This window comes from Conexibacter sp. SYSU D00693 (assembly GCF_017084525.1).
Lineage (GTDB): Bacteria > Actinomycetota > Thermoleophilia > Solirubrobacterales > Solirubrobacteraceae > Baekduia.
In genome coordinates, this window is sequence record NZ_CP070950.1 from 667,858 (window position 1) to 680,473 (window position 12,616).

The 12,616-nt window shown below is 75.3% G+C and carries 11 protein-coding genes; 9 read left to right on the plus strand and 2 right to left on the minus strand.

The features are described 5' to 3' along the window. The first annotated feature begins 175 nt into the window (after nt 1-175). From JUB12_RS03370 to JUB12_RS03395, 6 genes are read left to right on the plus strand one after another with little or no spacing between them, the layout of a single operon-like run. Complete coding sequence (locus JUB12_RS03370) at nt 176-2,623, plus strand: DNA translocase FtsK (protein ID WP_241004402.1); 2,448 nt, start codon at nt 176-178, stop codon at nt 2,621-2,623. A gap of 12 nt (nt 2,624-2,635) precedes the next feature. After that, nucleotides 2,636-3,448 (plus strand): RodZ family helix-turn-helix domain-containing protein, encoded by an 813-nt coding sequence (locus JUB12_RS03375; RefSeq protein WP_205698203.1) that lies wholly within the window; start codon nt 2,636-2,638, stop codon nt 3,446-3,448. After that, nucleotides 3,445-4,779, plus strand: a complete 1,335-nt coding sequence (locus tag JUB12_RS03380; RefSeq protein ID WP_205698204.1) for a competence/damage-inducible protein A — start codon at nt 3,445-3,447, stop codon at nt 4,777-4,779. The genes JUB12_RS03375 and JUB12_RS03380 overlap by 4 nt, the downstream gene beginning before the upstream one ends. A gap of 12 nt (nt 4,780-4,791) precedes the next feature. Then, nucleotides 4,792-5,319, plus strand: coding sequence for an RNA 2',3'-cyclic phosphodiesterase (gene thpR / locus JUB12_RS03385; protein ID WP_205698205.1), 528 nt, complete (start codon nt 4,792-4,794; stop codon nt 5,317-5,319). A 43-nt stretch (nt 5,320-5,362) separates the two neighbouring features. Beyond that, complete coding sequence (locus tag JUB12_RS03390; RefSeq protein WP_205698206.1) at nt 5,363-5,752, plus strand: VOC family protein; 390 nt, start codon at nt 5,363-5,365, stop codon at nt 5,750-5,752. A 23-nt stretch (nt 5,753-5,775) separates the two neighbouring features. After that, nucleotides 5,776-7,755, plus strand: coding sequence for a M14 family zinc carboxypeptidase (locus tag JUB12_RS03395; RefSeq protein ID WP_205698207.1), 1,980 nt, complete (start codon nt 5,776-5,778; stop codon nt 7,753-7,755). Here the strand turns inward: JUB12_RS03395 and JUB12_RS03400 are convergent. Next, a complete protein-coding gene (locus JUB12_RS03400) occupies nt 7,727-8,896 on the minus strand; it encodes an acyltransferase (RefSeq protein ID WP_205698208.1) in 1,170 nt (389 codons plus the stop codon). The two genes, JUB12_RS03395 and JUB12_RS03400, sit on opposite strands and share 29 nt — an antisense overlap. 163 nt (nt 8,897-9,059) lie before the next feature. Here JUB12_RS03400 and recA point away from each other — a divergent pair, with 163 nt between their 5' ends. From recA to JUB12_RS03415, 3 genes are all read left to right on the plus strand, one after another. Next, nucleotides 9,060-10,166, plus strand: coding sequence for a recombinase RecA (gene recA, locus JUB12_RS03405; RefSeq protein ID WP_205698209.1), 1,107 nt, complete (start codon nt 9,060-9,062; stop codon nt 10,164-10,166). Between the two features lie 116 nt (nt 10,167-10,282). After that, a complete protein-coding gene (locus JUB12_RS03410; RefSeq protein ID WP_205698210.1) occupies nt 10,283-10,804 on the plus strand; it encodes a regulatory protein RecX in 522 nt (173 codons plus the stop codon). 46 nt (nt 10,805-10,850) lie between these two features. Further along, entirely contained in the window at nt 10,851-11,414 is a 564-nt protein-coding gene (locus JUB12_RS03415; protein ID WP_205698211.1) for a GNAT family N-acetyltransferase, read from the plus strand. Here the strand turns inward: JUB12_RS03415 and JUB12_RS03420 are convergent. Further along, nucleotides 11,411-12,577 carry a winged helix DNA-binding domain-containing protein gene (locus JUB12_RS03420; RefSeq protein ID WP_205698212.1) on the minus strand — a complete coding sequence of 389 codons (1,167 nt, stop codon included), beginning with the start codon at nt 12,575-12,577 and terminating at the stop codon, nt 11,411-11,413. The two genes, JUB12_RS03415 and JUB12_RS03420, sit on opposite strands and share 4 nt — an antisense overlap. Between the last annotated feature and the right edge of the window lie 39 nt (nt 12,578-12,616).

Consider the following 12,616-nt stretch of genomic DNA (forward strand, 5'->3'; position numbering starts at 1 on the left):
AAGGGAAGGACCCTCACGCGCGCGCGTCGAAGGGAGCACCCGGATGGCGACGACCACGAGGAAGCCCCCTGCGCGCGGCGGGGCCCGGAAGCCGCCGGCGCGCGCCCAGCGCTCGGCGGCGTCGGGCCGGGCGCGTGCCAAGCGCTCCACCGCGACCTGGCGACCGCGCCTGCCCGTGGTCGAGCAGCGCCACCTGGACCTCATCGGCCTCGGCCTGGTCTGCCTCGGGGTGTTCCTCGCCTTCCCGCTCTACGCCGGCTGGGCGGCGGGGACCGTCGGTGACGCGATCACCGACGCGCTGGCCGTCGGCATCGGGACGCTGCGCTTCGGCGCGCCCGTCGCCGTGGTGGTCGTCGGCGCGCTCGTCGTCCTGCGGCCGGTCCTGCCGGCGGTCCGTCCGTTCCGCTCGGGCGGCCTGTGCCTCGTCCTCGGCGTCGCGCTCGCGCTGGCGGCGGGGACGCTCGGCCTCGGCCCCAGCGACACCCGCGACGGCTTCTGGGACCACGACTTCGTGCGCGAGCGCGGCGGGCTGCTCGGCGAGGCGCTCTTCTACGGGGCCTCGAACCTCGTCGGGACGATCGGCGCCCACCTGCTCGCGCTGTTCCTGCTGACCGCTGCGGTGCTCCTGCTCACGGGCGCGTCGCTGGCGACCGTCCTGCAGGCGACCGCGACGACGGTCGCCGACACCACCCGCTCCTTGCGCCGCGCCGAGCGCGAGCCGGCACCCGCGGCGACGACGACCGGCACCCGCAAGGCCAAGGCCGCGCCGAAGGTCCGCGTCCCGGAGCCCGAGGACGAGGACGACGTCGTGGTGCGCCCGACCCACGTCGAGGCCCCCCCGGTCGACGACGCCGAGCAGCGCTTCCCGGACCTCTTCGGCGATCCCGGCCGCGAGCCGGAGCGGCCCGCGCCCGTCGAGGAGGAGGTGCCGGCGCCCGAGCCCGAGGCGCTCGTCGAGGACGACGAGGACGACGTGGACCCGCTGGCCTCGGTCGAGGAGGAGCCGCCCGCGCCCGAGCCGCCCACCGCCGTCCAGGAGCAGCTGCCGCTCCCGCGCGCCGACGGCGACGAGGACACCGACGTCGAGTACGTCGTCCCGCGCCCGACGATGCTGCGCCGGTCCACGGCCGAGCAGGCGCGCCCGGACACCCGCGGCCAGGAGGAGCTCGGCGCGCGCCTCGTCGAGGCGCTCGCCCACTTCAACGTCGAGGCGCGCATCGTGGGCACGGTCGCGGGCCCGCACATCACGCGCTACGAGCTGCGCCTGGCGCCCGGCATCAAGATGTCGAAGGTCGCCCAGCTCAAGGACGACCTGGCCTACGCGCTGGCGGCGGTCGACATCCGCATCCTCGCCCCGATCCCCGGCAAGCAGGCCGTCGGCGTGGAGGTCCCCAACCAGCAGCGGCGCGTCGTCCACCTCGGCGACGTCTTCCAGGACGCCCCCGACGGTGCCTCGCCGCTGTTCGTCTGGCTGGGCAAGGACGTCAGCGGCAAGGCGATCGGCGCGGACCTGGCGAAGATGCCGCACCTGCTCATCGCCGGCACGACCGGCGCCGGCAAGTCGGCCTGCGTCAACGGCCTGCTGTCGAGCGTGCTGCTGCGGGCCACGCCGCAGGACGCGCGCCTCGTGCTCATCGACCCCAAGCAGGTCGAGCTCAACCACTACGAGGAGGTCCCGCACCTCCTCACGCCGGTCATCACCTCGCCGCGCCAGGCGGCCAACGCGCTCCAGAACCTCGTCCGTGAGATGGAGTGGCGCTACGGGATCATGTCGATGGCCCGCACGCGCTCACTGCCCGAGCTCAACAAGGTGCGCGTCGCCAACGACGAGGCGCCGCTGCCCTACGTCCTCTGCGTCATCGACGAGCTCGCCGACCTGATGATGGTCGCGCCGGCCGACGTCGAGGACTCGATCATCCGCATCGCCCAGAAGGCGCGCGCGGTCGGCATCCACCTCGTGCTCGCCACGCAGTCCCCGCGCGTGGACGTCATCACGGGCATGATCAAGGCCAACGTCCCGTCGCGCATCGCCTTCTCGGTCTCGTCGCAGACCGACTCGCGCGTGATCCTCGACCAGAACGGCGCCGAGTCGCTGCTGGGCCAGGGCGACATGCTCTTCTCGCCGGTCGGCTCGTCCAAGCTCCAGCGCATCCAGGGCGCCTACATCGACGAGGGCCAGATCGCGCAGATCACCGGCTTCTGGGCGCGCCAGGGCGAGCCCGAGCTGCGCGAGGACCTGCTCGAGGAGGTCGAGCAGGAGGACGCGGGCGACAGCGGCCGGCCCGACGACGAGCTCGACCCCGACGAGGACCCGCTCCTCGGCGAGGCCATCCAGCTCGTCGTCGAGATGGGCACCGCCTCGACCTCGATGCTCCAGCGCCGCCTGCGCCTGGGCTACACCCGCGCGGGCCGGCTCATCGACATGCTCGAGCGCCGCGGGGTCATCAGCGGCTACGAGGGCTCCAAGCCGCGGCAGGTCCTCGTGACGGAGGGCGACCTGCCGCGGGTCCTGGCGGCGCTCGGCGGTGACAGCGCGTCAGCGACGCCTGACGCAGAAGCGCCGGTCCCGGAGCTCCCGCCCGATCCGTCGCGTTCGGACGGTCCGCCGCCCGACGACGCATAGACTGCGCGCGCGATGCCCGACATCGGGGCCACCCTCCGCGAGGCGCGCATGCGCGCGCGGATCGACATCTCGGAGATCGAGGCCGAGACGAAGATCCGCGCGAAGTACCTGCGCGCGCTCGAGAACGAGGAGTGGAACCTGCTGCCGGGCCCGACCTTCGTCAAGAGCTTCCTGCGCACGTACGCGGAGGCGCTCGGGCTCGACGCCAAGCTCCTGCTGGAGGAGTACAAGCTCCGTCACGAGCGGCCCTCGGAGCACGACCTGCAGCCGATCGTCCCGCGCTCGAGCGCCCAGCGCCGGCGCGAGCCGCGCGGCGGCCCGCCGGTGGGGATCGTCATCGCGGCGCTCGTCGTCGCGCTCCTCGCGGTGCTCTACCTCCTGGGCCGCGGTGCCGACGACGACGGCGACCCGGTGACGCAGGCGCGCACGACCCAGACCGAGCGCTCGGATGCCGGGGCACCCACGTCGGGCACGCGCACGACGCGCTCGTCCACGCGCGGCAGCGGGTCGTCCTCGTCGAGCCGCTCCTCGCGCATCGTGCGCCTGCGGATCGTCGCCACCGGCCCGGTGTACGTCTGCCTCACCGGGCGGGGGCAGGGCCGGCTCCTGGACGGGGCGACGATCTCGCCGGACACGCCGTCGCGGACGTTCCGCTCCTCGCGCTTCGAGGTGACGCTGGGCAACGGCAGTGCGCGGCTGGTCATCGACGGCCGCACGCGCGACGTGCCGGAGGTCACCGACGGCATCGGGTACGTGATCACGAAGCGCAACGGGCGCGTCCAGCGCTCCGTGCTGCCCGAGGGTCGCCGTCCGAGCTGCGCATGACCGCCGAGAACGCCCCACACGGCACCCGCGCCGGCATCGTCGTCACCGGCACCGAGGTCCTCACGGGCCGCGTCGTGGACCGCAACGGGCCGTTCCTGGCCGAGCGGCTGCGCGAGCTCGGCGTCGACCTCGCCCACAACGTCATCGTCGGTGACCGCCCCGAGGACGTCCGCGGCGCGCTGGACTGGATGGCGAGCCTCGGGATGGACCTCGTCGTCACCAGCGGCGGGCTCGGGCCGACCGAGGACGACCTGACCGCCGACGTCGTCGGCCGCTGGCAGGGCCGTGAGATGGTCCTCGACGAGGCGCTCGAGGGCCGGATCTGGCAGATCCTCGAGGTGGTGCGCAAGCGCTGGCCGGGGCTCGACGAGGCGGCGCTGCGGGCGTCCAACCGCAAGCAGGCGGTCGTCCCGGAGGGCGCGACGGTGCTCGAGCCGGTCGGCACCGCGCCGGGCCTCGTCGTCCCGCCCGGCGAGGGGGTGGGCCGTCCGGGCCCGACGGTGGTCGTCCTGCCGGGGCCGCCGCGCGAGCTGCAGCCGATGTGGGAGACCGCGACGCAGACCGACGCGTTCCGCGCCGCGATCGCCGGCGCCACCGAGTACCGCCAGCGGATGCTGCGGATGTTCGGGATCCCCGAGTCCGAGATCGCCGAGACGCTGCGCAAGGCGCGCGAGGGCGGGGTGGACATCGACCGCCTGGAGATCACGACCTGCCTGCGCCGCGGCGAGGTCGAGGTCGTGACGCGCTGGGAGCCCACGGAGGACGCGGTCTACGAGGCCTTCGAGCGGGTGGTGCGCGAGCGCCACGCCGACACGCTGTTCTCCGACGACGGCACGTCGGTCGACGAGCAGGTCGCGGCGCTGCTGCGCGACGGCGGTGCGACCATCGCGACGGCGGAGTCCTGCACCGGCGGGCTGCTCGCGGGGCGGCTCACCGAGCTCGAGGGCTCGAGCGCCTACGTCCTGGGCGGCGTCGTCGTCTACTCCAACGACGCCAAGGCCAAGCTCGCGGGCGTGGATCCGGCGCTCATCGAGCGCCACGGGGCGGTGTCGACCGAGGTCGCCGAGGCGCTGGCCGACGGCGCGCGCGCCGCGCTGGGCGCGGACGTCGGCGTCGGCATCACCGGCATCGCCGGCCCCGGCGGCGGGACGGAGGACAAGCCGGTCGGGACGGTCTGCTTCTCGGTCTCCGACGGCGACCGGCGGATCACCCGCCGCACCCGCCTGCCGGGCACGCGCGCCGACGTGCGCGACCGCTCGACGACAACGGCGATGCACCTCGTCCGGCGGCTGCTGCGCGGCGAGGGCGACCTGGCCGCCGGGCCGCGCTGAGCGGCGGTCGCGGTGGGCCTGCGGCTCTTCGTGGGCCTGGACGTCGGGGATGCGGCGCGCGCCGAGCTCGCCGCCTGGGCGGCCAGGGCCGTGGGGGAGGACGAGGCCCTGCGGCTCGTGCCCCAGGAGCGCCTGCACGTGACGCTCGCCTTCCTGGGCTCGTGCGACGAGGCGCTCGTCGCGCCGCTGACGGCGGTCGTCGCGGCGGTGGCGGGACCGGTCGGGCCGCTGCGCCTGGGCCCCGTCCTCTGGCTCGCGCCGCGCCGGCCGCACGTGCTGACGGTGGCGGTCGAGGGCGAGCTGGCGGCGCTGCACGCCCGCCTGTGGGCTGCGTTGCAGCCGCTGGGCTTCGAGCCCGAGGGCCGGTCCTTCAAGCCCCACGTGACGGTCGCGCGGGTGCGCAAGGGCGCGCGGCCGGCGACGCTCGAGCTCCCGGCGCCGCCGGAGGCGCAGCTGGGGACGACGTCGCTGGTGCTCTACCGCTCGCACCTGGGCAAGGCCGCGCGCTACGAGCCCCTGGCCCGCGCGTCGCTGTCCTGACGCCGGGCGATGGGAGCGCGGCTGTGGGACGGTCCCGTTTCGCATGAGCCTCATCTCGAGCCCCGTCCGTGCCACCGTGGCCGTCGCCGACATCGCGCGCGCCGCGCAGTTCTACGAGGACGTCCTCGGGCTGGTGCCCCAGCCCGGAGGCCCCGAGTTCGTGCGCATCTACCCGTGCGGCGGCGGCCTGCTGCAGGTCTACGCCAGCGCGCACGCCACCCCGAGCGGCGCGACCGTGGCGTCGTGGTCGATCGCCGACTTCGACCGCACGATCGACGAGCTGCGCACGCGCGGCGTCGTCTTCGAGCGGGTGGACGGCATGGAGGCCGACGAGCGCGGCGTGCACACCTTCGCGCCCCACCAGGTCGCCTGGTGCAAGGACCCCGACGGCAACGTCCTGGCCCTCGACAACGGCCGCACGGCGCCGATGTAGGCCGGGCCTGGCAGGCTTGCGCGATGCGTCGCGCGCTGCCGGCCCTCCTCGTCGCCCTCGGCCTCGGCGTGGTGGCGGCGCCGCCCGCGGGCGCCGCGCCGTCGCTGGTGCGCGTGGACCTCGACATGGGGCGCGCGGACGTCGCGACGCTCGAGCGCCTCGGCCTGGACGTCACCCACGACGTGCGACCGCGCAGCGCGGACGTCGTCGTGCACTCGGCGGCGGAGCGGCGCCGCCTGCGCGACGCCGGCTTCACGTTCCGCGAGCGGATCGCCGACCTCGGCGCCTTCGCCCGCGCCGCGCGGCGCGCCGACGCCGCGAAGGCCCGGCAGGGCGGCGGCTCCGGCCTGCCCAGCGGTCGCGAGACCTACCGCGCCAGCGCGGACTTCAACGCGACGCTGGACCAGCTCGCGGCCGAGCACCCCGGCCTCGTCCGGCCGGTCGTCCTGCCGGTGCCGTCGCTCGAGGGGCGGGAGATCCGGGGGGTCGAGATCTCCCAGGACGTCGGGCGCACGGACGACGGCAAGCCGGTCTTCGTCGTCCTGGCCGCCCACCACGCGCGCGAATGGCCCTCGGCGGAGGCGGCGCTCGAGTTCGCCCTCGACCTCGTCCAGCGCCACGACGCCGGCGACGCGCGGGTGCGGGCGATCCTCGCCGCCGAGCGCGTCTACGTCGTGCCGATCATCAACGTCGACGGCTACGCCGTGTCGCGTGACGGCGGGTCCTCGGTCGCCCTGCGGCGCAAGAACTGCCGGCCGACGGCGGGCGACGACGGCACGCCGTGCGCGGCGCGGGTCACGACCAGCGGCGTCGACCTCAACCGCAACTACGCCGCGTACTGGGGCGGCGAGGGGGCGTCGACCAGCGCGTCGGCCGAGGACTTCCGCGGGTCGGGGCCGTGGTCGGAGCCCGAGACGCAGGCGGTGCACGAGCTCACCCGTCGGCTCCAGGTCACCGGGCTGCAGACGCTGCACAACGTCGCGGCGCTCGTCCTGCGCCCGCCGGGCCTGCGGTCGGTCGGCACCGCGCCCGACGAGCCGGCGCTCAAGGCCCTCGGCGACGCGATGGCGGCCGCGACCGGCTACGCGTCGCAGTTCGGCTACGAGCTCTACGACACCAGCGGCACGACCGAGGACTGGAACTACACCGCCCAGGGGACGTTCGGCTACACGATCGAGCTGGGCGGCGACGGGTTCCAGGGCCCGTTCGCGCAGAACGTCGTGCAGCAGTACCTGGGCACGCCGGGGACCGCCACCGAGGGCAAGGGCGTCCGCGAGGCGCTGCTGCTCGCGGCCGAGCAGGCGGCCGACCCCCGGGCGCACGGCGTCCTCGAGGGCCGCGCGCCGGCGGGCGCCACGCTGCGGCTGCGCAAGTCGTTCAAGACGGCGACGTCGCCGGTGTGCTCGATGACGGGCGTCGGCCCGCTCGACACCGGCTGCCTGGGCGCCGGGCCGGTGCAGCTGCTCGACGACGGGCTCGAGTCCGCCATGACCGTCCCGGCGAGCGGGAGCTTCACCTGGCACGTGCTGCCGTCGACGCGGCCCTACGAGGCCGCGGCCGGGCGGACGGAGGCGTGGACGCTCGAGTGCCTGCGCGGCGGGCGCGTCACGGCCAGCACCCAGGTCGTCGTGGCCCGCGGCGAGCGCAAGGCGGTCGCGCCGTGCGGCCCGGTCGCGTCGACCACCGCGGTGCGGGGCTTCTCCCTCGCGGTCGACCGGGCGCGGCTCGCGACCCTCGTGTCGAAGGGGCCGCGGGTGCGCGTCAAGTGCGCGGCGGCGTGCCGGGTGACGATCGTCGCGCGCGTGGGCACGAAGACCGCCGCGCGCAGGACCGTGGCGCTGCGGGCGGGGAGCCTGCGCCGGACGGTGCGCCTCAAGCCGGCCCCGGTCGGCCGGCGGCTGCTGCGCCGGTCGGCCGGCAGGACGCTGCGCGTGGAGGCCACCGCGACCGCGCCCTCGGCGACGAAGGTCGTCGTCAGGCGGTCGCTGACGCTGCGCCGCTAGCCCGGTCCGCCGCGCGCCGCGCGAGCATCCGGCGGGCGGCCCGGCGCGCGGGCCGCTCGACCGCGACGTGGCTCAGGACGGCGAGCACGAGCGACGCGGGCAGGGCGAAGGCCAGGGCCTGCGCGAAGGCGCGGGCGCTGCCGTCGCGCGCGAAGCCGAGGCTGTTGAGCGCCAGCAGCAGGACCATGAAGTGCACGAGGTACAGGCCGTAGGAGAGCTCGCCGAGGACGCGCCCGAGGCGGCCGGCGAGCACGCGGGGCGCGCCGAGCGCGCAGCCGACGGTGAGCAGCGCACACAGGGCGGGCACCGCGAGGCCGACGGCCTGCGAGGTGCGGGCGTCGTCGCGGACCTGCCCCGGGTCGGCGCCGCCGGCGAGGCCCATCGTCAGGAGCAGGCCGGCCGTCGCCAGCACGGCCAGCGCGTGGGGCCGGACGGGCAGGCGGGCGCGCCCCTCGCGCACGTGGACGTAGGCGACCGCGGCGGCCATCCCGGCGGCGAAGGAGAACGCGCCGGCGGGCAGGAGCGAGAGGAGCTCCTGCCCGGTCTGGCCCCGGCCGTCGGCGACGGCGCGCGTCGCGGCGGAGAGCAGGAGCGCGCCGGCGGTCCACACGACGGGCCGGCGCACGAACGGGCCCGCCACGAAGGGCAGGACGGCGTAGAAGCTCGCCTCGAGGGCGAGGGTCCAGAGGACGGGGTTGACCCCGAGGCCGAGCAGGCCGTCCCACCCGGGCAGCAGGCGGGCCTCGGTCTCGAGGAAGAGCGCGTGGGCGAGGAGGCCCTCGGGCGCGAGGGCCCGGTCGCGGTCCAGGCCCGGGGACGCGAGCAGGTCGAACGCGGCGACGGCGACCACGAGCGCGACCCAGTAGGCCGGGCCGATGCGGGCGATGCGCTTGACGACGTAGTCGCGCGTGGGTCCGGGGTCGCCGGTGGCGGCGGTCGGCAGGAGGAGCACGAAGCCGCTGAGGACGAAGAAGACGTCGACGGCGAGGAAGCCGGTGCTCAGGAGGTCGCGCAGCGGGCCGCCGTCGAGCTCCGGGGCCTTCGTGAGCAGCCAGGCGTGGTAGACGACGACCACGACCGCCGTGAGCCCGCGCAGGCCGTCGAGCGCGGCGACGCGGTCCACGGGGCTGGGGCGGTCCACCGGCGGCAGCCTACGACGCGGTCTCGCCGCAGAGGCGGCACACGCGGGGGGCGACTTGGCACGCGGGCGCGCCTAGCGTCACGGACGTCCTGCAAGCGCAGGCGTTCCGTCCGACCCAGCCCGCACCATGCGCACATCCGTTCGAGAGAGGCGATCTAGAGACATGCCCGCAGCACCGACCGACGAGAAGGCCGCGAAGGCCCGCGACACCGCCCTGAGCGGCGCCCTCACCCAGATCGAGCGCCAGTTCGGCAAGGGCGCGATCATGCGGATGGGCGACGAGGGCGCGCAGGTCAAGGTGAACGCGATCCCGACGGGGGCGCTGTCGCTCGACATCGCGCTGGGCATCGGCGGCATGCCGCGGGGCCGCATCGTCGAGATCTACGGCCCGGAGTCCTCGGGCAAGACCACGCTCGTCTACCACGTGCTCGCCGAGGCCCAGAAGCTCGGCGGGGTCTGCGCGTTCATCGACGCGGAGCACGCGATGGACCCGCTGTACGCCAAGGCGATCGGCGTGGACATCGACGAGCTGCTCGTCTCCCAGCCCGACTACGGCGAGCAGGCGCTCGAGATCGCCGACATGCTCGTGCGCTCCGGTGCCGTCGACGTCGTCGCGGTCGACTCCGTGGCGGCGCTGACGCCGCGCGCCGAGCTCGAGGGCCAGATGGGCGACACGACCGTCGGCCTCCAGGCCCGCATGATGAGCCAGGCGATGCGCAAGCTCGCCGGCACGCTCAACCGCACGGGCACGCTCTGCGTCTTCGTCAACCAGATCCGCGAGAAGGTCGGCGTGATGTTCGGCTCGCCGGAGACCCAGCCGGGTGGCCGCGCGCTGAAGTTCTACTCGTCCCAGCGCCTGGACATCCGGCGCATCGAGACGCTCAAGGACGGCACCGAGGCCGTCGGCAACCGCGTCCGCGTGAAGGTCGTCAAGAACAAGGTCGCGGCGCCGTTCCGCCAGGCGGAGTTCGACATCGAGTTCGGCAAGGGCATCTCCACCGCGGGCTGCCTCATCGACCTCGGCCTCGAGCACGACGTCGTCTCGAAGTCCGGCTCGTTCTTCTCCTACGGCAACGACCGCCTCGGCCAGGGGCGCAACAACGCCAAGGCGTTCCTGGACGAGCACCCGGAGATCGCCAAGGAGATCGAGAACAAGGTCTACGCCGCGCTCGGCATGGACAACGACCTCGTCGCCCCGATCGACCGCGACGACGAGGCGATGGTCGTCGATCCCGCGACCGGCGAGATCACCGCCTCCAAGGCGGCGTGAGGGGCGCCTCGTCGCCCCTGGCAGCGTCATCGGGGCAGGCCCGTGCGTCCGCATGGTGCCTGCCGCGCTTCCTCCCCAGGAACGACGATCCGCACCTCACGAGGAGGAGCTGAGCGGTGGCACTGGCTGAGGACGTCCCCGACCGGCCGCTGGATCGCGTGAGCGACCCCGAGCACCGGCTGCAGGACGCCCTCGACCTGGCCTACCGGTACCTCGGCCACCGTGACCGCACGGTGGCCGAGATGCGCCGGCACCTCGAGGCCAAGCGCGTCGAGCCCGAGACGATCGACGACGTGATCGCCGAGCTCGAGGCGACGCGCTACCTCGACGACGGGCGCTACGCCAAGCGCTTCGCCGAGGACAAGCGAGCGATCGACGGGTGGGGCGCCGAGCGCATCGAGCGCCGGCTGCTGCAGAACGGGGTCGGGCGCGAGCACGTCGCCGCGGCGCTGCGCGAGGACGACGGTCACGACGAGCTCGCCGCCGCCCGCGCGATCCTTGCCCGCCGCTTCCCGGGGCCGTTCGAGGACGACCGCGCGCGCGAACGGGCCCTCGGGCACCTGGTCCGCAAGGGCTACGACCTCGAGCTCGCCTACGACGCGGTCCGCGCGCATCACGCCGGCCGCGACGCCGCGTAGCGCTGCCCGCACCGTCGGCCGGCGTCCGGCGCGTCACGCTGTCGCGGTGCCGTCGCGCGTCCGCCGCTTCCCCGCGCACGTCGAGACCGCGCGGCTGCGCGGCGACCGCACCACCCGCCAGGACGCCGACGCGTTGGTCGCCCTCGTCGGCGACCCGGCGATCCCCGAGTCGATGTACCCGATGCGCTTCCGCGCCCCGGGCCAGACCCGGGCGTTCGTCGACCGCTCGGTGCGCCACTGGGACGAGCACGGCTTCGGCCTCTGGACCGCCCGCGAGCGCGACACCGGCGAGGTCGTCGGGCGGGCGGGGATCATGCACACGGTCGTGGCGGGCGAGGAGGCCGTCGAGGTCGGCTGGTTCTTCGCCCGCCGCGTCTGGGGTCGCGGCTACGCGCCGGAGCTCGCGGCCGAGGCGGTCCGGTGGGCCTTCGAGGGCCTCGGCCTCGCCGAGCTCGTGACGTTCACGATGACGACGAACAGCGCATCGCGGGCGGTCATGGGCAAGCTCGGCTTCACGCTGGACCGGGAGGTGGTCCACGCCGACCTGCCGCACGTGCTCTTCCGGCTGCGCCCGGAGGGCTGGGCGGCCCGCCAGGCCGCGGCCGGCTAGCGCTCGAGCAGCCGCAGGTCGCCGCCGAGGAACGTCGCGAGGCGCTCGGCCTCCACGCGCAGCTGCGCCTTGGCACCGCGCGGCAGGCGCCCCCATGGCTCGATCGTCACCTCGACCGCCCTTCCGCGCCGCTCGTGGCGCCAGACGCCGGCGATCGCGCCGCCGACGAGCACCACGGGGGTGATCCAGCCCGCCGCCCGCGAGATCTCCGCGCGACGCGACTGGTCGAGGATCGCCGGGTCGCGCAGGAGGGCGACGGTGTGGTGGTCGAAGGCGGGGAGGAGGCGGGCCTCGGGCGGCGGCGCCGCGGCCGCGAGGGCGTCGACGTCCCCGGCCAGGGCGGTGCGCACCAGGCCGTCGGGATCGCCCTGCACCGCCACCGGGACGACCTCGTCCTCGAGCGCCGCCAGCCAGCGCCCGGCGGTGGCGGCCGAGGAGATGCCCAGCCAGCGGGCGAGGTCCTCGCGCGTGGCGGGGCCGAAGGCACGCAGGAAGCGCCGGGTGACCTCGAGCAGCGCCTCCTGCGGATCGCGCTCCTCGACCTTCGCGCCGAGCCAGCGCTCGGGCGTCGTGAACCGCACGCGACGCTCGTCGCCGTCGGCGAAGCACAGCTCACCGACCATCGCCGCGGGCTTGAGCACGGAGCCCCAGGAGCCCAGGGCCGCCTCGATCGCCGCGTCGTGGCCGACCGCCTCGCCCAGCGCGGCGGCGAGCGCCTCGCGCGTCAGCGGCTCGCCCTCGAGGACCGCCGGCACCGCGGCGAAGAGCGCGGCGGCCTGGTCGGCGGTCAGGCCGTTGGCCTTCAACCACGCCGGGGACGCCTGACGCTGGGGGATCGCCCGGTGGGCCGCGGCGTAGAGGGCCAGGTCGTCGGCGCGCAGGAGGTGCAGCGTCCCGCGCATCGCCCACGTCTTGACCAGGAGCCGGTCCTCCCACAGCAGGGCCTCGACCTCCCCCGACGCCAGGTCGTCGACGCGCGCCCACAGCTGCAGCACGGCGCTGGACAGCACCTGGGCGTGCAGGCCGCAGAGGTCGCGCACGACGTCGAGCGCGGCGGCATGCGGGACGCGCGCGTCGAGGTGATGGCGCCGGGCGCGCAGCCCGCGGACCTGCTCGTGGGTGACGGTCGTGACCGGGCGGGACGTGGCGGCGGTGCGGGGCATCGACGGGGTGCAGTAGAGCGGCGGTTGCGGTCAGAAGCG